Genomic DNA, 21,526 nt, shown 5'->3' with positions numbered 1-21,526 from the left:
CATCGCCGCAAATGAAATCAATGACTTAATCCGCGACCGTCTACTACCAAGATCGCGATTACAACGGCATGGACGCGTGCTCCTATTCGCGCAACGAACAAGGCATTCAAGGGAGAAATCGACCTGCGACCGGGCAAGGCGTAAGGCGCGTCCAGCAAGCGCTTTGCGCCATGGCGATCAAGCACACGCTGTCGAAGACACAGCGGCTGTCTTTCTCCAAAGCTCTCCGCGAGGCCGCGCCACATATCGGCAGCGGCATGGACTAGCCGTGATCGAATCGCGCATCGGCGGCAGCCGCCACGATGACCTTTCCATGACGCATCATCAGCAAAATCCCAGTTGCAAAGTTTCGTTCGCGCTGTCTCTAATTGGAATAACGACAAACATTCGGGAGGACGACACTGTGTCTACAGTCAAACTGACGGTGAACGGCAAGGCCGTTGCCGTCGACGTCGAGGACCGCACCCTGCTGGTCCACGTCTTGCGCGATCACCTCAACCTCACCGGAACGCATGTCGGCTGCGACACCAGCCAGTGCGGTGCCTGCGTCGTGCATATGGACGGCAGGGCCGTGAAATCCTGCACCATGCTGGCGGGTCAAGCCGACGGCGCCAATGTCACCACCATCGAAGGCATCGCCAAGGGAGACGAACTGCATCCGATGCAGGCCGCCTTCCGCGACAATCATGGCCTGCAGTGCGGCTATTGCACGCCGGGCATGATCATGTCGGCGATCGACATCGTGCAGCGTCATGGTGGCCAGCTCGACGAAGCGACCGTCCGTCAGGAGCTCGAAGGCAATATCTGCCGCTGCACCGGCTATCACAACATCGTCAAGGCCGTGCTGGATGCAGCCGGACGCATGAAGGTCTCGCAGGCGGCCGAGTAGAGCGGCTCGCCTCGAAAGAACAACCACCGCTGTCGCTTTCGAGGGAAAGCGCGGTCAAGGAAATTTCCGGTCGGGAGGACCAGACATGGGTGTTGAAGGCATCGGCGCGCGCGTCGTGCGCAAGGAAGACAAGCGTTTCATTACCGGCAAGGGCCGGTACGTGGACGACATCAAACTGGTGGGCATGACCCATGCTCATTTCATCCGCAGCCCGCATGCGCACGCCAAGGTGAAGAAGATCGATTCGTCCGCCGCTCTGAAGATGCCGGGCGTGGTCGCGGTGCTCACCGGCCAGCAGCTGGTCGACGACAAGGTCGGCAACCTCATCTGCGGCTGGGCCATCACCTCCAAGGACGGCAGCCCGATGAAGATGGGCGCATGGCCGGCGATGGCGCCGGAGACGGTGCGCTTCGTCGGTCAGGCCGTCGCGGTCGTGATCGCCGACAGCAAGAATCTCGCGCGCGACGCAGCCGAAGCGGTCGTCGTGGACTATGAAGAGCTCCCGGCTGTCGCCGACGTTCACGCCGCGATCAAATCAGGCGCGCCGCAGCTTCACCCCGAGGCGCCCGGCAACCAGGTCTACGACTGGGTGATCGGCGACGAGGGCGCGACCGACGCCGCCTTCGCCAAGGCTGCCAATGTCGTCAAGCTCGACGTCACCAACAACCGCCTCGCCCCGAACGCGATGGAGCCGCGGGCGGCGATCGCCGATTACGATGCCGCGGAGGAGCACTTCACGCTCTACACGACCTCGCAGAACCCGCACGTCGCCCGCCTCGTGCTGTCGGCGTTCTACAACATCGCCCCCGAGCACAAGCTGCGCGTGATCGCACCCGACGTCGGCGGCGGCTTCGGCTCGAAGATCTTCATCTACCCCGAAGAGATGGTGGCGCTCTGGGCCTCGAAGAAGGTCGGCCGTCCCGTGAAATGGACCGGCGACCGCACCGAAGCCTTCCTCACCGACGCGCACGGCCGCGACCACGTCACCCATGCCGAGATGGCGTTCGATGCCAACAACAGGATCACCGGCCTCAAGGTGAAGACCTACGCCAATTTCGGCGCCTACATGTCGCTGTTCTCGTCCTCGGTGCCGACCTATCTCTACGCGACGCTGCTTTCCGGGCAGTACAACATCCCCGCGATCCATGCCGAGGTGATCGGCGTCTATACCAACACCACGCCGGTCGACGCCTATCGCGGCGCGGGCCGTCCGGAGGCAAGCTATCTGATCGAACGTCTGATGGAGACGGCCGCGCGGCAGCTCAAGGTCGACCCGGCCCAGCTGCGCCGCACCAACTTCATCACCCAGTTCCCGCACCAGACGCCCGTGATCATGGCCTATGACACCGGCGACTTTAACGCCTCGCTCGATGCCGCGATGAAGGCGATCGACTATGCCGGCTTCCCCGCCCGCAAGGCCAAAGCGAAAGCCGACGGCAAGCTGCGCGGCATCGGCGTGTCCTGCTACATCGAGGCCTGCGGCATCGCGCCGTCGAAGGCGGTCGGCAGCCTGGGCGCCGGCGTCGGTCTCTGGGAATCCGCCGAGGTGCGCGTCAATCCGGTCGGCACCATCGAGATCCTGACCGGCTCGCACAGCCACGGCCAGGGTCACGAGACCACCTTCTGCCAGCTGGTCGCGGATCGCCTCGGCATTCCCATCAGCCAGGTCTCGATCGTCCATGGCGACACCGACAAGGTGCAGTTCGGCATGGGCACCTACGGCTCGCGCTCCGCGGCGGTCGGGCTCACCGCGATCCTGAAGGCGATGGAGAAGATGGAATCCAAGGCCAAGAAGATCGCGGCACATGCGCTCGAAGCCTCGGAAGCGGACATCGTCATCGAGAACGGCGAGTTCAAGGTCACCGGCACGGACAAGGCCATTGCGCTGCCGATGGTCGCGCTCGCGGCCTACACCGCACACAATCTCCCTGACGGGATGGAGCCGGGCCTGAAGGAAAGCGCCTTCTACGACCCGACCAACTTCACCTTCCCGGCCGGCACCTACATCTGCGAGCTCGAGGTCGACCCTGGAACGGGCAAGACCTCCTTCGTCAACTTCGTCGCGGCCGACGATTTCGGCCGGCTGATCAACCCGATGATCGTGGAAGGCCAGGTCCATGGCGGCCTTGTTCAAGGCATCGGGCAGGCGCTGCTCGAGCACGCGGTCTACGATGCCAATGGCCAGCCGGTCACGGCCTCGTTCATGGACTACGCCATGCCGCGCGCCGACGACGTGCCCTCCTTCAACCTCTCCCACACCACGACGCTGTGCCCGGGCAATCCGCTCGGCATCAAGGGTTGCGGTGAGGCCGGCGCGATCGGCGCCTCCGCGGCCGTGATCAACGCGATCACGGATGCGATCGGCAAGAACAACCTGGAAATGCCCGCAACCCCTGACCGGGTGTGGCGCACGATCCACGCGGCTTAAGAGGGAGGACCGAAGATGTACCAGACCACCTATCATCGCGCTTCCTCGGTGGATGAGGCCGCCAGCCTGTTCGGCAAGAGCAGCGAGGCAAAATTCCTGTCCGGCGGACAGACGCTGCTGCCGGTGATGAAGCAGCGCCTCGCCAGCCCCTCTGACGTGATCGACCTCGGCAAGATCAAGGAGCTGATCGGCGTCGAGGCTGCCGGCGACACGCTGACCATCAAGGCCGCGACGCCGCATCACGACGTCGCGACCAGCGAGGCCGCAAAGAAGGCGATCCCCGCGCTGGCCTATCTGGCCTCGCTGATCGGCGATCCTGCCGTGCGCTATCGCGGCACGATCGGCGGCTCGATCGCCAACAACGATCCCGCCGCGGACTATCCGGCCGCGCTGCTCGCGCTCGGCGCCACCGTGAAGACCAACAAGCGGTCGATTGCCGCGGAGGACTTCTTCAAGGGTCTGTTCACGACCGCGCTGGAGGACGGCGAGATCATCACGGCCGTGTCGTTCCCGGTTCCGGCGAAAGCGGGCTACGCCAAGATGCGCCATCCGGCCTCGCGCTTTGCGCTGACCGCCGTCTTCGTCGCACAGACGAAGTCCGGCGAGATCCGCGTGGCCGCGACCGGCGCGTCGCAGAGCGGCGTGATGCGGGTTGGCGCCATCGAGGCCGCGCTGAAGGCGAACTGGTCGCCGTCGGCGCTCGACAGCGTCAGCATTCCCGCCAGCGGATTGCTGGCCGACATCCACGGCGCGGCGGAGTACCGGGCCAACCTCGTCAAGGTGATGGCGCAGCGCGCCGTGGCTTCGGCGAGCTAACAGCGCCTCGACACAAATTTTCCGCGGCGCGCACTCCGGTGCGCGCCGTTTTATTTTGCTGATGCGGCATGAAAACCGCTTGCCTCGCTGGCGTGAAGGCGAGAGAAGTTAATCAGCCAATTAACTCGCCCCCAAGAGCAACGTCAGAGGCGTTGGCCGGATCTCCGGCGCTTGCCCGCGACCCGAGGAAACAAAAACGTGCTCGACAAAGCAGCCCCCGCTTCATCCATCCGAACCTCCGGCCCGCTCGCGGGCTTCCGTGTCGTCGAATTTGCCGGGATCGGACCCGGCCCGTTCGCCTGCATGATGCTGGCCGACATGGGCGCCGACGTCGTTACGCTCGACCGCGTCGGCGCGAAGAAGAGCATGAAGTCGGTGGCCGGCCGCGGCCGCAAGGTCATCGAGCTCGACCTGAAGGACAAGGCGGCGATTGCCGAGGTGCTCGACCTGCTCGCCAATGCAGATGCGCTGGTCGAAGGCTTTCGCCCCGGCGTGATGGAGCGGCTCGGCCTCGGACCTGATGTCGTGCTCGCACGCAATCCAAAGCTGGTCTACGGACGCATGACCGGTTGGGGCCAGGAAGGTCCGCTGGCGAATGCCGCCGGGCACGACATCAACTACATCTCCATCACCGGCGCGCTCGCCGCGATCGGCACCGACGAGGCGCCGGTGCCCCCGCTCAACCTGGTCGGCGATTTCGGCGGCGGCGCGCTTTATCTCGTCGTCGGCATACTCGCAGCACTCCTGGAAGCCCAGAGGTCCGGCAAGGGCCAGGTGGTCGATGCCGCGATGTGCGACGGCGCGGCCTCGCTGATGTCGTTCTTCTTCGACATGAAGACGCTCGGTCGCTGGACCGAGGGCCGCAACCGGAATTTTCTCGATGGCGGCGCGCATTTCTACGGCGTCTATGAATGCGCCTGCGGCCATTTCGTGTCGATCGGCTCGATCGAGCCGCAGTTCTATGCGCTGCTGCGCCAGCATGCCGGCCTGACCGATGCCGATTTCGACGCGCAGATGGACCCCAAGGCCTGGCCCGCGCTGAAGGAAAAGCTGAAGGCCGTGTTCAAGAGCAAGACGCGCGAAGAGTGGTGCAAGATCATGGAGGGCAGCGACATCTGCTTCGCGCCTGTTCTGACCATGTCGGAAGCGACCGAGCATCCGCACATGGTCGCCCGCAACGTCTTCATCGAGCGGCACGGCGTGAAGCAGCCGGCGCCGGCGCCGCGCTTCTCGCGCACGCCGTCAGCGGCGCGCGAGCCGGAGGCGGCGGAGATCGGCGCGGTGATGAAGGCGTGGAAGAAGTCTGCGAGGTAGACGAAGCGCACAAATCCGCAGGGTGGGCAAAGGCGCACGGCGCCGTGCCTACCATCTCTCGCGATAAACAGAGAAAGTGGCGGGCACGCTTGGCTTTGTCCACCCTGTACGACAGCGTGACTGACGCCCTATGCCGCGGTCTCCACCTTGAGCACACCACGCCGGATCTGATCCTCCTCGATCGACTCGAACAGGGCCTTGAAGTTGCCCTCGCCGAAGCCGTCATCGCCCTTGCGCTGGATGAATTCGAAGAAGATCGGGCCGATCGCATTGGCCGAGAAAATCTGCAGCAGAACCTTGGTCTGGCCGCCCTCGACCACGCCCTCGCCGTCGATCAGGATGCCGTTCTTCTTCAGACGCGCGAGGTCCTCGCCATGCTTGGGCAACCGCGTATCGACCTTCTCGAAATAAGTGTCCGGCGGCGACGGCATGAAGGGCAGGCCGGCCTCGCGCAGGCCCTCGATGGTGCGGTAGATGTCGCGGCAGCCGCAGGCGATGTGCTGGATGCCCTCGCCGCGATAGGTCTTGAGATATTCCTCGATCTGGCCGGAATCGCCGGCGTCCTCGTTGATCGGAATGCGGATCTTGCCGTCCGGGCTGGTCAGCGCACGCGAGAACAGGCCGGAGGCGCGGCCTTCGATGTCGAAGAACCGGATCTGGCGGAAGTTGAACAGCTTTTCGTAGAAGCCGGCCCAGACATCCATGCGGCCGCGGTGCACGTTGTGGGTGAGATGGTCGAGATAGAACAGGCCCGCTCCGACCGGCTTGGGATCGCGTGCGCCCAGCCATTCGAACTCGGCGTCATAGGCCGAGCCGTTGGCGCCGTAGCGATCGACCAGATAAAGCAGGCTGCCGCCGATGCCCTTGATCGCGGGCACGTCGAGCGTCTTTTGCGCGGACGACACGTCGGCCGGCTCCGCGCCGAGCGCGATCGCGCGGTCATAGGCCGCCTTCGCATCGACGACGCGGAACGCCATCGACGGTGCGCACGGGCCGTGCGCGGCGACGAACTCATAGCCGTGAGTGCCGGGCTCCTCGTTGACGAGATAGTTGATGTCGCCCTGGCGATAGACCGTGATCTTCTTGGTCTTGTGGCGCGCGACCGGCGCATAGCCCATCAGCTTGAACAGCGTGTGCAGTTCTTGCGGGCTCGGATGCGCATATTCGACGAACTCGAACCCGTCGGTGCCCATCGGATTGTCGGCGCTGACAGTGGCCGGCGGTGCATCGTGCGGAAACGGACCCATTGGCGGTTCTCCCAAATTGCTACACATTGGAATTATCCTTCATGGGCCTCGCAATGAGCGTGCAAACGACACGCAGTTTCGCTATCCTATGCACGGTCCGTGCATCAAATGGACAGATTGCGCATGATTCCGGTAGACGCCTTCGACCTCAAGATCCTCAGCGCGCTCCAGGACGACGGCCGCCTGACCAATCAGGAGCTGGCCGACCTCGCGGGCCTGTCAGCCTCGCAATGTTCGCGGCGCCGGATGCGGCTGGAGGAGGAGAAGGTGATCGCGGGCTATCATGCCGACCTGTCCAGCGAGGCGCTCGGCTTCGGCGTGATCGCCTTCATCCAGGTGGGGCTGGCGACCCACTCGCCGGACAATTCCAAGCGTTTTCGCGCGCTGGTGAACCGGATCGACGAGATTCAGGAGGCCTACTCGCTGACGGGCGATGCCGATTACGTGCTCAAGGCCGTGCTGCGCGATCTCAAGGGTCTGTCCAACCTCGTCAACGACGTCCTGATGCCGCACCAGAGCGTGGCGCATGTGCGCTCCTCGATCGTGCTCGATCGGCTCAAGGAAAGCGCGAAGCTGCCGCTGAAGGAGCCGACGGCTGGCTGAAATCGAGGGAACTACGCCATTCGCGCCCGGCATGCGATCGGCGATGATCGCGGCCAATCCGGGAGACATTGACCATGGCCCTCGAGCTTCGACCGAACTGCGAGTATTGCGACCGCGACCTGCCGCCTGATGCCATCGATGCGCGGATCTGCTCCTATGAATGCACGTTCTGTGCGGATTGCGTCGAGACGAAACTCTTCAACGTCTGCCCGAACTGCGGCGGCGGCTTCGCCCCGCGCCCGATCCGCCCCGCGCAGGAATGGCGGCCGGGCGTCTGCACGGCGAAGCAGGCGCCGTCGGACAAGCGGGTGCATTTGAAGTACAGCGTCGAGGACGTCGCGGCGCATTGCGCGCGCATTCGCGACGTGCCGCCGGAGAGGCGGTAGGCTCACTCCGCGGGCACAATCGTGCCCTCAACCTCGCCGAAGCCGACGCGATAGCCGTTGCCCTGGCACCAGCCGCGCATCACGAGGCTGTCGCCGTCTTCCAAAAACGAGCGCTTGACGCCGCCGGGTAGTTCGACCGGCTCGGTGCCGTTCCAGCTGATCTCGAGCAGGCTGCCGCGCTGGTTCTTGTCCGGGCCGGAGATGGTGCCGGACCCCAAGAGATCGCCGACATTCATGGCGCAGCCCGAGGAGGCGTGATGCATCAGCTGCTGCACCGAGGACCAGTACATGTATTTGAAATTGGTGTGGCTGATGCTGACGGATGCGTTGGCGCCGGCTGCACGCAAGGCAACATCGAGCGCGATGTCGTAGTTTTGCGGCTTCGCCTGCTTGAGATAGTCGAGCGGCACAGGCTCCTGCGCCGGCCCCTTCACACGGAACGGCTCCAACGCTTCGCGCGTCACCACCCACGGGCTGATCGAGGTCGCAAAAGCCTTGGCCAGGAACGGGCCCAGCGGCACATATTCCCATTGCTGGATGTCGCGCGCGCTCCAATCGTTGAGCAGCACGAAGCCGAAGATCATCTCCTCGGCCTGTTGCTCGCTCAGCATGCCGCCCATGGCCGAGGACTGGCCGATGACGACGCCCATCTCCAGCTCGAAGTCGAGCCGCTTGCAGGGCGCGAAGCTCGGCACCTCCACGTTCGGCGGCTTGAGCTGCCCGCGCGGACGCTTCACCTTGGTGCCTGACACCACGACGGTGGAGGCGCGGCCGTTATAGGCGATCGGCATGTGCAGCCAGTTCGGCTGCAGCGCATTGTCCTTGCCACGGAACATCACGCCGACATTGGTAGCGTGCTCTTTCGAGGAATAGAAATCGGTGTAGCCGGAAACCGTGACCGGCAGATGCAATCTGGCATCGCGCATCGGCACCAGCGCACGGTCGCGCAGCTCCTCGTTGTCGCGCAGTTCCGGCTGATCGTGACGCAGGAGCGCGCTGATCCGCGCGCGCGTCCTGGTCCAGATCTTTGGCCCGAGCGCCATGAAAGCATTGAGCGAGGGACCGGAGAACACGCCGAGCGGACCGACGTCGAGCCGTGAATTCTGCTCCAGCTCCCAGAGATCGAGCACGTAGTCGCCAATCGCGACGCCGACCCGCGGCGTCGAATTGGCCGCGGTCGAGAACACACCGTAGGGCAAGTTCTGGATCGGGAAGTCGGAGGAAGGATCGACCTCGATGAAGGAGCGGAGGCTGGGGTCGTTGGGGTGTGGCACATGAGTCTCCAATCAGATAAGCGTCATGCCCGGGCTTGACCCGGGCATCCATCATTTCGAAGAAGGATGGATCGCCGGGTCAGGCCCGGCGATGACGAGCAACAAAGATCACGGCTTGCTCGGATCGAACCGCTTCTCCAGGCCCTTCCAGCAATCCGAGTAATCGTCCTGCAAGGTCGACGACGTCGCAGCATGCGCGGTGACGCGCTGCGGATAGCGGGTCTCGAACATGAAGGCCATGGTGCCCGTGAGCTTCACCGGCTTCAATTCGCCGTTGCTGGCGTGATCGAAGGCGTCGCGATCGGGGCCGTGCGGCAGCATGCAATTGTGTAAGGAGATGCCGCCGGGGACGAAGCCCTGCGGTTTGGCGTCGTAGACGCCGTAGATCAGCCCCATGAACTCGCTCATGATGTTCATGTGATACCAGGGCGGGCGGAAGGTGTTGTCGGCGACCATCCAGCGCTCGGGGAAGATGACGAAGTCGATATTCGCTGTGCCCGCCGTCTCCGACGGCGAGGTCAGCACGGTGAAGATCGAGGGATCGGGATGGTCGAAGGCGATCGCGCCTACGGGAGAGAAGGTGCGCAGATCGTATTTGTAGGGCGCGTAATTGCCGTGCCAGGCGACCACGTCGATCGGCGAATGGGCTAGCTGTGTCTTGAACAGCGAGCCGCCCCATTTCACGTAGAGCTCGGTCGGCGTGTCCCTGTCCTCGTAGTTCGCGACCGGCGTGAGGAAGTCGCGCGCATTGGCGAGGCAATTGGCGCCGATCGGTCCGCGCTCCGGCAGCGTGAAGGCGCCGCCGTAGTTTTCGCAGAGATAGCCGCGCGCCGGACCGTTCGGAATCTCGACGCGGAACTTGAGGCCGCGCGGGATCACGACGATCTCGCCGGGCTCGGCATCGATGCGGCCGAACTCGGTGACGAGCCGCAGATTGCCCTGCTGAAGCACGAACATCAGCTCGCCGTCGGCATTGTAGAAGTGCTGGTCCACCATCGATTTGGTGATGAGGTAGACATGCGCGGCCATGCCGGCCTGGGTGTTGACGTCGCCGGCCGTCGTCATGGTCTGCACGCCCTGGACGAAGGTGACCTCTTCCTTCGGCAGCGGCGTCGGATCCCAGCGCAGCTGCGCGATCGGCAGATCGTATTCATGGCATGGCGCCGAGCGCCACAGGCCGGCATCGACCTTCTCGAAGCGGCCGGAATGCTTCACCGAAGGACGGATGCGATAGAGCCAGGAGCGCTCATTGGCGCCCCGCGGCGCGGTAAAGGGCGAGCCCGAGAGCTGCTCGGCATAGAGCCCGTAGGCGCAGCGCTGCGGCGAATTGCGCCCGATCGGCAGCGCGCCGGGCAGCGCCTCGGTCTCAAAACTGTTGCCGAAGCCGGACATGTAACCCGGTGTCACCTGCGCCGAGCTGCGGATGATCTGATCAGGCGAGGTATTGATGTTCATGACTATCCTCCTCCTTGCAGGGCAGCCCACATGTCCTGGTCGCGCTTGTCGGTCCAGATCACGGGATCGTCGATCCCGGACGCTTCGTCATAGGCGCGCGACACGTTGAACGGCAGGCAGTGCTCGTAGATGGCGAAGCTGGAAAATTTCGGATCCATCACCTCGCGCGTTGCCGCCATGGATTCCTTCAGCGTACGGCCCTTGGCGACCGAGATTTCGGCCGCGCCATAGAGCGAGGTGACGAAGTCGCGTGTCATCGCGATGGCTTCGCGCACCGTGGCCGTGCCCTTCAGCGCATCGCCGCGGCCTGGCGCGATCGCCTTGGGATTGAAGTTGCGGATCTCGTTCAGCGTCATGGGCCATTCGCGCAAATGCGCATCGCCGCAATAGCAGGCCGAGTGATATTCGATGAGGTCGCCGGAGAACATCACTTCGGCATCCGGCACCCAGGCGACGATGTCGCCGGAGGTGTGGCCGGCACCGAGCTGCATCAGGCGCACCTCGCGCTTGCCGAGATAGATCGACATCTCGCCTTCGAAGGTCAGCGTCGGCCAGGTCAGGCCTGGGATGCTCTGCGCGTCCTGGAACAGGCGCGGGAAACGGCCGTACTCGGAATCCCAATCCTGCTTGCCGCGCTCCTCGATCAGACGATAGGTCTCCTGCGAGGCCACGATGCCTTGCGCCTTGTAGGCGGAGGCCCCGAGCACGCGCACCGCGTGATAGTGCGACAGCACGACATATTTGATCGGCTTGTCCGTAACTTTGCGCACGCGCTCGATCACCTTGTTCGCCATCGCGGGCGTCGCCTGCGCGTCGAACACGAGGCAACCGTCGTCGCCAACGATGACCGCCGTGTTCGGGTCGCCCTCGGCCGTGAAGGCATAGAGTTCGGTGCCGATCTCGGAAAAGGTGATCTTCTTCTCGGAGAGATCGCCGGTGGATGCGAAGTTCTTCGCCATCAATTCGTCCTTCGAGTCACAGGGTTATTGTTGTTGCTGCTGTTGCTGCTGCTGGCCGTCGATCATGCGCCGCTTCGCCAATCCGATCGCTTCCCGCAGCACATCGATATCGCCGATATGGTTGGCGAGGATCAGGACCAACGCCGTGTCGAAATCGGCGCTCTGCTCGTCGGTGAGGCCACGATGCGCCTCGACGATAGCGCGAAAGGCGTCATCGGGTCGCGCAAAGTTGGAACTGGTAGACAACGGCATCTGGGACCTCAGTTCAAATCTTCCGCGCGCGCCAGGGCCGCAGCGATCGCTGCCGCGGTCGGATGGCGGAAGCGCGCGGCGACGTAGCCGTCAGGCCTGAGCAGATAGGCAGAGCCCGGCTCGGCATCGTAGCGCTTGGCGACAAGGCCCTGGAGATCGGCGAGTCCGCCCTCGCCGCCGATATGGATGCCCTTCACGCCTTCGGGCGCATCAATCGCTGCGCCATTGCTGAACGACAGCAGGGTGAAGTCCGTTCCACCCTCGCGGAAAGCATCCGTCAGATAGGCCTGCTCGCCCGTCCGCGTGGCAACGGGAGCATCCAGCATGGAACAGCCTGGCGAGGGCCCGCCGCGCCACGCGTCCGCATCCCGCGACGACAGCGGCGTGTCATAGCTGCAGGGCACCGACAGCCGGCCGCCATTGACCATGCGCTTGCCAAACTCGGTCTCCTTGGCGAGCGACAGCACCGCCTTGCGCAGCCGCGCCTCCTGATGCGAGTTCGGCGCCATGAAATCGGTCGAGCGGGTGGATTCGCGGATATTCTCGTCGGCGGCCATGCTGCGCTCGACATGGTAGCTCTCGAGCAGGCTTGCGGGCGAGGCGCCGCGCAACACGCGATCGAGCTTCCAGGACAGGTTTTCGGCGTCTTCGAGTCCGGAATTGGCACCGCGCGCACCGAATGGCGAGACCTGATGGGCGGAATCGCCGGCAAAGATCACGCGGCCATGAATGAAGCGATCCATCCGCCGGCACTGGAATTTGTAGAGCGAGATCCATTCGAACGCGAACTTGTCGTGGCCGAGCATGCGCGCGATCCGCGGCCGCACGTTTTCCGGCTTCTTCTCGACTGTGGGATCGGCATAGCGGTTGAGCTGGAGATCGATGCGCCAGACATCGTCCGGCTGCCGGTGCAGCAGCGCCGAGCGCCCGGCATGGAATGGCGGATCGAACCAGAACCAGCGCTCGGTCGGAAATTCCGCCGTCATCTTGACGTCGGCAATCAGGAACTGGTCCTCGAACACCTGTCCGGCGAATTCGGCGCCGACCATCTGGCGAAGCGACGAGCGAGCGCCGTCGCAGGCGATCACATACTGTGCCTGCAGACGATAGGCCCCTTCGGGCGTCTCGATCGTCAGCAGGGCGGAATCGTTGCGCTGCTCCAGCGCCGTCACCTTGTTGCGCCAGCGCAGGTCGATCGCGGGCAGATCCTGGATGCGGTCGACCAGATAGGCCTCGGCGTAATATTGCTGCAGGTTGATGAAGGCCGGCCGCTTGTGACCGACCTCCGGCAGCAAATTGAATTGATAGAGCTGCTGTTCGCCGTGAAAGATGCGGCCGACGCTCCACACCACGCCCTTGTCGACCATGCGGTCGGCCACACCGAGCCGGTCCCAGTATTCCAGCGAGCGCTTCGAGAAGCAGATCGCGCGCGACCCTTCGCCGATGCGATCGGCATCATCCAGAAGGACGACGCGCTGGCCGCGCTGGGCGAGATCGATCGCCAGCGACAAGCCGACGGGGCCCGCGCCAACGATCACGACCGGGTGCTCGGCCGGATTTTGGCCGGGGCGATCCTGGTCAGGGTGGCGGCGATAGCCGAACTGGGTTTTGGCCTGATGCGTATTGGCGGGAGCCATACACTAACCTCGGCTCTGGTCAGGAAGGGACCGATCTGCTAGATAGTCTCACGTGCAACTATTTTGGACCGGAGCCGGCCGGCCGTCAACTGGAATTCGGAGCACTCTCTTTGGCGAGGACGACAGACACTGGGCTGAAGAGGCGCGAGGCGGACCAGCCATCGTCGAAAGCAAGGTCGCGGCTCGATCTGTTCAAGTTCGTGCCGTTCCGCCTCAACCGGCTCGCGGCGGAAGTCAGTTCCGCACTCGCAGTCGAATATCAGGAACGTCACGGCCTCGACATTCCGGCCTGGCGCGTGATTGCCACGCTCGGCTTTCGCAACGATGCCTGCAGCGCGCAATTCATCGCGCAATGCACCCGCACCCACAAATCCACCATCAGCCGCGCGGTGACCGCGCTGTTGCACGAAAAACTGATCGAGCGCGTCGAAAACGAAGCCGACCGCCGCGAGTTCCGCCTGCAACTGACCCCGAAGGGCCGCGCGCTGTACGAAGAACTCTTCCCGCAATTGCTGCGGCGAGAAGACGAGATCCTCGCCTGTCTCTCGGCGCTAGAGCGGAAACAGCTCTCGGCACTGCTTGGCAAGATCGAGCAGAGCCTCGACCTGATCCAGACCAGCGAGGAGGCGGACGCGAAGCAGGCGTATTAGCAATGATCAGGTAAATCGCGCCAAGGTGCCCCGGATCGCAGGAGCCAGAAGATGCCGTTGCAACTCATTCATAGCCGGCGAGTTCGTAGCGCATGATTCGCCCCCAGTTTGGGGAGCTTGAATCACGGCGGTCCATCCAAGTGCAACGCTTCTGGCCCTGTCCCGCTTTGGCGCTCAGGGGGCGGACGTCAACCCGGCCTGCGACACGGGCGAATCGTCGCGAATGAGCCGGTGCGGCCTGAAAAGGTCGAACCTAACTCAAGTGAATGCAACGCTGCCTCGACGTAGGCATTGTCACACGATGAGCCCCGATCAAATGAAAGCCAGAGCTGCTGCCTGTCGGGAGAAGGCCTTGCGGACCGACCGCTTGATCTCCGGCTTCTATTCAGAGGCAGCCAATCAATGGGCAGACCTGGCGGTGGCGATGGAACCGTTAGAGCGCGAGCCTGTCTACCGGATCATTCGGGCCCGCAGCGATTGAGATCGTTCGACAGAGCCGTGGGCGCCTTTTGAGAAACGTTCGAGTTGATGAGCAATGTTCTGCTTCGCTTGATGATCTCTCGGGAGCGGGCCGAGTATATGCGCAGCTCCGAAGCCGCGTTGCGGGTATTTTCGATCAACTGGGACAGGTCAGGTGCCCTAAACCGCCAATTTTGCTCCATGATCTTCCTCCTCAGATCTAGGACCACTCTTCCCTAAAACATTTGAAACGAATTCCGGTTTGAAGTAGCTTCACTATATCATCGGCTGAGGCTTTGCCGTAGGCGTCGGTGGCTGAGAGATCCTTGCGCTCCCGCCTATAGAGTGGAGCGCGCATTGGCTCAGCCAATCAGCGAAGAAATCCTCGAACTGTTGGAGCGTGCCGACCGAGCGATCAATCGCTCGACGCAGCTGCGAGCGCAAGCGAAACAGTTGAAGGATAGCTCCAATTGGAACAGGCGCAACCGGAAGCAGGAGGACCCTCCGATCCTGAAGGGAACCCGCGTTTCTAATCAGCGTTGATCGGCTCAGTCAGGAGCTCGCTCAATGCCGCACTTCAACATCTATCGTCCTGCCCACCTTGAAGAAGAGACCAACCGTGCCTGGCACAGGTGTCGCGAAATTCAGGCACAGGCGGCCGAACTCCTCAAAGATCCCGTGCCGGATTTGTTTCTTGGCCGTAAGCATCATGAGAGAATTCCGTTGCCCGGTGAAGACGCCAAGTAAGCGAATACGTGGTGTCCAACCAAACTCATCGGTGATACCGCCAGGCATTGGCGGCTTCTTATTCTGGGGTATCCGCCCTTCCGGCTTCTGGTGTTGGTTCGATCGCGAGTATATTGCGTTCGTCGCATTACGCCGCTGTGTTTTATGGGTACACGGCCACACCTGGAGTGCGCGCGCGGGGCCAGCTATTGCCTTCCTGTGCGGGTTTTGGACCGGAAGCGAACGTCGTCTAACCTTGCCCTGAGTAACTCGCGTCGCGGGCTCACTGCAAAGTTAATTGGGAGCGCTCCACGATCAGTTCTCCGCGCTTTACCATTTGCGCCAGCGCGCGGTAGAGCGCCTCGTGCGTAAGCCCGAGCTCAGCCGCCCAATCCTTCCTGGATTGACCCAGATTGACAACACCCCTGTTGCCTTCAGTCTCGATGAAATGGAGAATTCGCTCTCGCGCCGTTCTGAGGCTGAGCCTTTCCGCATGAGCACGTACTTTACGAAGCTCCCGCGCCAGATGGGCGATCCACCCGTTGCGGAACTCCGCGATCATAAGCGCTTTGCTGAACGCTTTTCGGGGTATCGCCAACAGCGAGGACGGCTGTGCAGCGACTGCGTCGCAGTGATAGGCAGGTTGATCGAGGCTGGCCTCAGCGAGGAAACCGTGCCGCGCTCGCTGAAGGATGATCTCTCCTCCAGCCCTCGACCGACGGACAAGCCGCACCTCTCCCGAGAGCACGAAGTACATGGCGTGCGGGCGGTCGCCCTGACTGAATACTGACGTATGACGCGGGATTTCCAGCAATCGTGTAAGCCGCCGTGCTGGCCCCGGCAGAGACGCCAGCAAGGGCGCATCGCGCGTCAGGGACTTCCAGTCCAAGCCTGAAGCGAGGGCGCGATCGAGCCCCCTTGGGATTTTTTCGGTCAGGGCCATATGACCGCAATCATATGCGGATCATCGTGGGCCGGCTATGCTTTTCCAACCTCAATTGGGAAAGGCGATCAATGCGCGTCCTCCTCACAGTTCTCGTTTCGGGTGCACTGGCTCTTTCGGCTGGATACGCAGCCGCCCAGCATCACATGCAGCAGGGCCACATGGACCACGACACCGCCGCAACCGATACGCGCGAGTTGGTCCGGTTTCCGCCGGAACTGGTCGAACACACCATCGCCAACATGCGTGATCACCTCGTCGCACTTCAGCAGATCAACGAGACATTGGCCCTTGGCGAACCGGAGAAGGCGGGAAGAATCGCCGAGGAACGGCTGGGCATGAGTTCGCTCCGATTGCACGGCGCGGCGGAGGTCGCCAAGTACATGCCGCAAGGCATGCAGGACACTGGCACGATGATGCACAAGGCGGCGAGCCGGTTCGCGATCGAGGCGCAGAATGTCGGCGTCACCGGCGACCTGAAGCCCGCTATCGGGGTTCTCGGCGAGGTGATGGCTGCTTGCGTGGGTTGCCACGCGGGTTACCGGCTGAAATAGACCACGGGCCCCCTCTCAACCCAGCGAACAGGCGGAACGCGAAGCAGGCGTTGATTGAGGCCCGGCGTATTGTTGGTCCCGTCATCGCTGAGGTGCGAGGCGCGCGATGCGAAGCATCGGGCGGGGAGCCTCGAAGGATGCGCGACCTCGATGCAGCCGGGCCGTCGCCCTTCGAGGCTCGCCGAAGAGGCGAGCACCTCCAGCGACAATGGCTTCGCCATTGCGCGGGGATGACGGAGATGACGCAGTCGCTTTCTCTACGACGTTACTTCGCAAACGACCGCGACGGCGGCAGATGCAGTGCCCAGGCGTCGACCTTGTCGCTGGCGCGCGGATAGATCTCCGTGACAACAGGGGCGTGGCCGGGAATGTAGCGATGCGTTCGAGTGCTTCGCCGCAGTGCAAGATCAGCACAGGATGAGCTGGCGGTGAGCTATTGCTCCGAGCGGAGAAGCGCTGCGACGCACGCATGGCGGATTGGCCAGTGACTCCTGATAGGAGTAGGGATAGCTTGGATTCGAAGACGAAGCCGGCCGCAAGCCAGGTCGGAGCGGCGTCTTGGATGCACGCCATGGGATAGCGCTGGGCAGTGCGCCGATCGGCGCAAATCGCGAGCAGACGGTTCGGGTCCAGAACCGCCTGCTGGCCGGACTTGCGCCACCTTCCTTCGAGCGACTTCGTCCTTTCCTTCAGCCCGTCGCACTCAAGCGCCGCACGGTTCTTCAGGATTATCACTATCCGATTGAGTACATCTACTTCATCGAGCGCGGCGTTGTATCGATGTTGATGCGGACGCAGCATGACGGGCCGGTGGAGATCTCAATGGTTGGGCGGCTGGGTTTCGTCGGCGTGGCGGCCGTGCTCGGCATACAGCGGTCCCCCAACCGATGCCTGATGCTGGTCCCCGGCTATGGATTGCGCGTCCCCGTCTCCGACCTGCAACGGGTCGCGCACCGTTACCCCGATATCCAGCAACAGCTGTTCAACTATATCCATGCGCTGCTGGTCCAGAACGCCCAGACAAACCTTTGCAGCGCCCGCCACAGCCTCGAAGAAAGGCTAAGCCGCTGGTTGCTGCTTGCGGCGGACCGGCTCGACGAGCGCATAATTCCCGTCACGCATGACATGCTGTCGGTCATCCTGGGCGTACGACGCGCCAGCATTACGACGACGCTGGCCGAGCTGGAAGAGACCGGTGGCCTCGTCAGGCAGCGTGGCGGAATCAATGTGTGTAATCGTGCGGCACTCGAGCGTCGAGCCTGTGAATGCTATCAGATCATTGCATCGGAATACGGGTATCTAAACCGCAGCGGCTCGCATCAGCATCGCATTTCCGCTGACGTCAGCCTGATGCGCAGCTGTCTTTGCTGCATATGACGCAATCACACAGACATCTTGTAGTCCTTGTTCGGCTCGACCGCTGTCGATCTTCGTACGGCAGCGTACCAAGTGACCGGCTTTAGTAGAACGGCGATCAGGGCTTGAAAGCTATAGTTACAAAGAAAGAAAATCCAGGGCGGAGCTAGACTGATCCCTCATCTGGATGAGCCTTCTCCAACTGGCGACATCCAGAGGAGGAGTGAAGATGGGCACGGGTAGATCCCTGCGCGTTACGCGACGCCGTTTCCTCGAGCAAGCCGGTCTCACCATTGCTGCCGCCTCGGCACCCTCTGTGACCGCGCCATTCGTCTCCAAAGCTTTCGCGGACACCAAGTCGCTCTCCATCGTGCAATGGAGCCATTTTGTTCCGGAGTACGACAAATGGTTCGATCAGTTCGCAAAGGACTGGGGCACGAAAAACAACATCAGCGTCAGCGTTGACCACATCCCGGTCGGTAACGTCGCCGCGCGTGCGGCCGCCGAAGCCTCGGCCCAATCAGGTCACGATCTGTTCGGCTGGAACGGCGCGGGCGGAGCACACCTCTACCGCAAATTCCTCGTGGACGTGACAAGCCTCGTCGAAGCGACTGAAAAGAAATACGGCAAGGTCAGCACGATCGGCCGACAGATCGGCTACAACCAGGACGATAGGACCTGGTCGGCGTTCCCCGATTTCTACATCAACTTTCCCGCCATGTATCGGAAGAGCATGTGGGACGAGATCGGTATGAAGCCGGATACCTGGGACGATGTACGCAGCGGCGGAGCCAAGCTGAAAGCCAAGGGCCATCCGGTCGGAATCTCGCTCGGGCACAGCAATGACCCGAACACGACTTGGCGCGGCCTGCTTTGGAGCTTTGGCGGTGCGGTCCAGGACGCCGAAGGCAAGAACGTCGTGCTCAACAGCAAGGAGACGGTCGAGGCCGTCAAGTTCGTCACCGCGCTCTACAAAGACGCGATGACGTCGGAAGTGCTGTCGTGGGACGACTCCAGCAACAATCGCTACCTTGTTTCGGGTATCGGCTCGATGATCGTCAATCCGATCTCGGCCTATCGGACGTTCCAGAAGGCAAACAAGAAAGGTGCTGACGACACGTTCGTGATGGCTCCGCCGAAAGGACCGGTACGCCAGATCATGGGCGGCGCCTCCGAGTTTTACGGCGTCTGGAAATTCGCCAAGAATCAGGAAGGAGCAATCGAATTCCTCAAATATTACGCCGATCACTGGCCAGAGGCATTCAAGGCGAGCGAGGGCTACAACAACCCCTGTTTCGCAAACCTTGTGCCGAAGCCGATGCCTATCCTCTCGAACGATCCGACCTCGAGCCCGCCTGACAAATTGTCGGTGCTGCAGGATTCCGGGCAGTGGTCGGCGTCTCCGGGATATCCCGGTCCATCATCGCCGGCCGTCGACGAAGTCTACAACGACTTCGTCATCTGCGACATGATGTCGAAGGCGGCGACAGGCCAAATGTCCGCCGAGGACTCGGTCAAGTGGGCGCATCAACAGTCCGAGGCGATCTTCACGAAGTGGCACGGGAAAACCTGAGGCCGTTCCGTGCATCTGTTCCGGGAGGTTTGATGGCAGCAGTTTCAACCAGGAACATCGTCAAGAAATTCGCCGACGTCGCCGCTGTCAATGGCATTTCTCTTAACGTGCCGGACGGGGAGTTCATGGTTCTGCTCGGGCCTTCGGGGTGTGGCAAGACGACGTTTCTGCGCATCATTTGCGGCCTCGAGCAGCAGACGAGCGGCGATCTCCTGATCGGCGGCAATGTCGTCAACGACATCCCGCCGCGCGCCCGCGGCGTGGCGATGATGTTCCAGAGCTATGGGCTCTATCCGCACTACACGGTACGCAACAACATTGCTTTTCCATTGCGTACGCAACGCGTGCCGCGCGAGGAAATCAGGAAGAAAGTCGAGTGGGCCTCGCACTTGCTGGGCATCGATCACCTTCTCGACCGGCGGCCGCGGCAGCTCTCCGGCGGCGAGCGGCAGCGTGTGGCGCTGGCGCGCGCACTCGTTCGCGAACCGACGGCGCTCTTGCTCGACGAACCGCTATCCAATCTCGACGCCAAACTGCGCACGTCGGCCCGTCAGGAAATCAGGAATTTTCAGCAGCGGGTTCATCTCACCACCATCTATGTGACGCATGATCAGGTTGAAGCGATGGGCATGGGAGACCGTATCGCGGTCATCGACCGTGGACGGGTCCGGCAGGTGGGAACGCCGACCGAGATTTATGAGGATCCCGCTGACCTGTTCGTCGCCACCTTCGTCGGCGCGCCACCGATGAATATCGTGACCCGCAATGGCGGCGGCTATCTCGGATTCCGGCCGGAAAATTTCCTGCCCAGGCATATGATCGAGGATGACGCGGCAACCGAATTCTCGTTTCGCGTCGACCGTTCCGAGTATCTCGGGTCCGAGCGCATCGTGTACGGGGTGATCGACGGCTACGATTCAAAGCAGCCGATCACGGCCAAGTTGCCCCCCGCTCACGTAGCCGAAGAGAGCATTCGCCCCGGCGAGTGGCACGAGTTTGCGGTGAAGAACAGCGCGCTGCGCCATTTCGATAGCAGCGGCAGTCGTCGCACGCGCAATTGAGGTGGGGGATTTGCATGGCCGTCATCGCGGAACCTGTTGCCAAGCCGGTTTCACGCTTTCACTTCATCTTCGACCGGCGCGGGGTGTTCGAAGCCGTATTGGTCGCACCCGCGATACTCTATGTCCTCCTTCTGGTTGGCTTGCCGCTCCTGCTCGCGATCTACTACTCACTGAGCGCCTATACGATATATAATCCCACCTGGAAGTTTGTCGGCCTGGCGAACTTCGAGCAGATTCTGCAAGACCCGACCTTCTTCGACACCCTGCGCAACACCTTCGTCTTTACGTTTGGCTCGCAACTACTGGGTCTTGTGCTCGGAAAATTCGGAGCCTTCTTGCTGTTGCGGCCGTTCCCCGGTCGCAAGATCGTGCGGGCGCTGATCATCCTGCCCTTTGCGGTGCCGGTCGCGCTGGCTACGATCGCGTGGGAATGGATGTTCGATTCGTTGTACAGCGTGATCAACTGGACCCTGATTGCGTCCGGCATCGTCACGCGTGACGAAGCTCCGAACTGGCTCGGCAATCCCCACCTCGCAATGCTGTGCATCGTCATTATCAACGCCTGGCGCTTCTTTCCGTTCGCCATCGTGATCTTCCTTGCCGGCATCACGGCCGTTCCGCAGGACATAATCGACGCCGCAACGGTGGATGGTGCGGGCTTCTGGCGTCGCAACTACCAGATCATCCTGCCGATGATCCTGCCGATCATGGCTATCGGCCTGATCTTCGGCATCGTCTTCACGTTCACCGATCTTTCCATCGTCTTCCTGCTGACGATGGGGGGCCCCGGCGGCGCGACGTCGGTGCTCGGATTTGCCGGATTTCAGACTGGCATCGTTTCCGGAGACGTGGCGCACGGCGCCGCCATATCGCTGTTCATGCTGCCGGTGCTGCTTGTGGTGGTGGTCTTCATGCTGCGCTTCATTCGTCGTCGGGAGATATGA

Annotated in this window: 21 protein-coding genes and 1 pseudogene; 14 read left to right on the top strand and 8 right to left on the bottom strand. The window is 62.5% G+C overall.

Features of this window, described 5'->3' with window-relative positions:
- Positions 1-403 precede the first annotated feature (403 nt).
- The 4 genes from XH88_RS07985 (at position 404) to XH88_RS07970 (ending at position 5,447) form a co-directional block, all read left to right on the top strand.
- Positions 404-889, top strand: coding sequence for a (2Fe-2S)-binding protein (locus XH88_RS07985; protein WP_209969521.1), 486 nt, complete (start codon positions 404-406; stop codon positions 887-889).
- Between the two features lie 85 nt (positions 890-974).
- Entirely contained in the window at positions 975-3,317 is a 2,343-nt protein-coding gene (locus XH88_RS07980) for a xanthine dehydrogenase family protein molybdopterin-binding subunit (RefSeq protein ID WP_271614865.1), read from the top strand.
- A 15-nt stretch (positions 3,318-3,332) separates the two neighbouring features.
- A complete protein-coding gene (locus tag XH88_RS07975) occupies positions 3,333-4,133 on the top strand; it encodes an FAD binding domain-containing protein (protein WP_271614864.1) in 801 nt (266 codons plus the stop codon).
- A 198-nt stretch (positions 4,134-4,331) separates the two neighbouring features.
- A complete protein-coding gene (locus tag XH88_RS07970; RefSeq protein ID WP_271614863.1) occupies positions 4,332-5,447 on the top strand; it encodes a CaiB/BaiF CoA transferase family protein in 1,116 nt (371 codons plus the stop codon).
- A gap of 128 nt (positions 5,448-5,575) precedes the next feature.
- On the opposite strand, the gene hppD is transcribed toward XH88_RS07970, so the two are convergent.
- On the bottom strand, positions 5,576-6,694 hold the full coding sequence (hppD, locus tag XH88_RS07965) for a 4-hydroxyphenylpyruvate dioxygenase (RefSeq protein WP_271614862.1): 1,119 nt from the start codon (positions 6,692-6,694) through the stop codon (positions 5,576-5,578).
- A 123-nt stretch (positions 6,695-6,817) separates the two neighbouring features.
- On the opposite strand from hppD, the gene XH88_RS07960 reads away from it, so the two are divergent.
- A complete protein-coding gene (locus XH88_RS07960) occupies positions 6,818-7,297 on the top strand; it encodes an Lrp/AsnC family transcriptional regulator (protein WP_271614861.1) in 480 nt (159 codons plus the stop codon).
- Positions 7,298-7,371: 74 nt separating this feature from the next.
- A complete protein-coding gene (locus XH88_RS07955; protein ID WP_271614860.1) occupies positions 7,372-7,683 on the top strand; it encodes a DUF1272 domain-containing protein in 312 nt (103 codons plus the stop codon).
- Between the two features lie 2 nt (positions 7,684-7,685).
- Here XH88_RS07955 and fahA read toward each other — a convergent pair whose 3' ends face one another.
- The 5 genes from fahA to XH88_RS07930 form a co-directional block, all read right to left on the bottom strand.
- On the bottom strand, positions 7,686-8,957 hold the full coding sequence (gene fahA, locus XH88_RS07950) for a fumarylacetoacetase (protein ID WP_271614859.1): 1,272 nt from the start codon (positions 8,955-8,957) through the stop codon (positions 7,686-7,688).
- Positions 8,958-9,065: 108 nt separating this feature from the next.
- Positions 9,066-10,412: a homogentisate 1,2-dioxygenase gene (hmgA, locus tag XH88_RS07945; protein WP_271614858.1), complete on the bottom strand. Its 1,347-nt coding sequence runs from the start codon at positions 10,410-10,412 to the stop codon at positions 9,066-9,068.
- A gap of 2 nt (positions 10,413-10,414) precedes the next feature.
- Positions 10,415-11,371, bottom strand: a complete 957-nt coding sequence (locus XH88_RS07940) for an MBL fold metallo-hydrolase (protein WP_271614857.1) — start codon at positions 11,369-11,371, stop codon at positions 10,415-10,417.
- Between the two features lie 24 nt (positions 11,372-11,395).
- Positions 11,396-11,623: a DUF2783 domain-containing protein gene (locus XH88_RS07935; RefSeq protein ID WP_271614856.1), complete on the bottom strand. Its 228-nt coding sequence runs from the start codon at positions 11,621-11,623 to the stop codon at positions 11,396-11,398.
- Positions 11,624-11,631: 8 nt separating this feature from the next.
- Positions 11,632-13,260: an FAD-dependent oxidoreductase gene (locus XH88_RS07930; protein ID WP_271614855.1), complete on the bottom strand. Its 1,629-nt coding sequence runs from the start codon at positions 13,258-13,260 to the stop codon at positions 11,632-11,634.
- A 110-nt stretch (positions 13,261-13,370) separates the two neighbouring features.
- Between XH88_RS07930 and XH88_RS07925 the strand changes: the two genes are divergently transcribed.
- From XH88_RS07925 to XH88_RS07915, 3 genes are all read left to right on the top strand, one after another.
- The gene (locus XH88_RS07925) at positions 13,371-13,910 is read left to right on the top strand and encodes a MarR family winged helix-turn-helix transcriptional regulator (protein WP_271614854.1); all 540 of its coding nucleotides are present in this window, start codon (positions 13,371-13,373) and stop codon (positions 13,908-13,910) included.
- Between the two features lie 352 nt (positions 13,911-14,262).
- Positions 14,263-14,391, top strand: coding sequence for a hypothetical protein (locus XH88_RS07920; protein ID WP_271614853.1), 129 nt, complete (start codon positions 14,263-14,265; stop codon positions 14,389-14,391).
- 545 nt (positions 14,392-14,936) lie between these two features.
- A complete protein-coding gene (locus XH88_RS07915) occupies positions 14,937-15,116 on the top strand; it encodes a hypothetical protein (protein WP_271614852.1) in 180 nt (59 codons plus the stop codon).
- A gap of 262 nt (positions 15,117-15,378) precedes the next feature.
- On the opposite strand, the gene XH88_RS07910 is transcribed toward XH88_RS07915, so the two are convergent.
- Complete coding sequence (locus XH88_RS07910) at positions 15,379-16,038, bottom strand: Crp/Fnr family transcriptional regulator (protein ID WP_271614851.1); 660 nt, start codon at positions 16,036-16,038, stop codon at positions 15,379-15,381.
- Between the two features lie 161 nt (positions 16,039-16,199).
- Here XH88_RS07910 and XH88_RS07905 point away from each other — a divergent pair, with 161 nt between their 5' ends.
- A complete protein-coding gene (locus tag XH88_RS07905; protein ID WP_271614850.1) occupies positions 16,200-16,592 on the top strand; it encodes a hypothetical protein in 393 nt (130 codons plus the stop codon).
- A 265-nt stretch (positions 16,593-16,857) separates the two neighbouring features.
- On the opposite strand, the pseudogene XH88_RS07900 reads toward XH88_RS07905, so the two are convergent.
- Positions 16,858-16,968 (bottom strand): annotated as a pseudogene (locus XH88_RS07900) (N-acyl homoserine lactonase family protein); the annotation flags it as partial.
- Positions 16,969-17,150: 182 nt separating this feature from the next.
- On the opposite strand from XH88_RS07900, the gene XH88_RS07895 reads away from it, so the two are divergent.
- The 4 genes from XH88_RS07895 to XH88_RS07880 all read left to right on the top strand — a co-directional run bounded on the left by XH88_RS07895 (position 17,151) and on the right by XH88_RS07880 (position 21,526).
- Positions 17,151-17,969: a Crp/Fnr family transcriptional regulator gene (locus tag XH88_RS07895; RefSeq protein WP_271614849.1), complete on the top strand. Its 819-nt coding sequence runs from the start codon at positions 17,151-17,153 to the stop codon at positions 17,967-17,969.
- A 208-nt stretch (positions 17,970-18,177) separates the two neighbouring features.
- Positions 18,178-19,521 carry an extracellular solute-binding protein gene (locus XH88_RS07890; RefSeq protein WP_271614848.1) on the top strand — a complete coding sequence of 448 codons (1,344 nt, stop codon included), beginning with the start codon at positions 18,178-18,180 and terminating at the stop codon, positions 19,519-19,521.
- 32 nt (positions 19,522-19,553) lie between these two features.
- A complete protein-coding gene (locus XH88_RS07885) occupies positions 19,554-20,582 on the top strand; it encodes an ABC transporter ATP-binding protein (protein WP_271614847.1) in 1,029 nt (342 codons plus the stop codon).
- Between the two features lie 14 nt (positions 20,583-20,596).
- Positions 20,597-21,526, top strand: a complete 930-nt coding sequence (locus XH88_RS07880) for a carbohydrate ABC transporter permease (RefSeq protein WP_271614846.1) — start codon at positions 20,597-20,599, stop codon at positions 21,524-21,526.

Source organism: Bradyrhizobium sp. CCBAU 51627 (assembly GCF_028128765.1).
In the GTDB taxonomy this organism is placed as follows: domain Bacteria; phylum Pseudomonadota; class Alphaproteobacteria; order Rhizobiales; family Xanthobacteraceae; genus Bradyrhizobium.
This window is presented reverse-complemented; position numbering and strand designations above follow the sequence as displayed.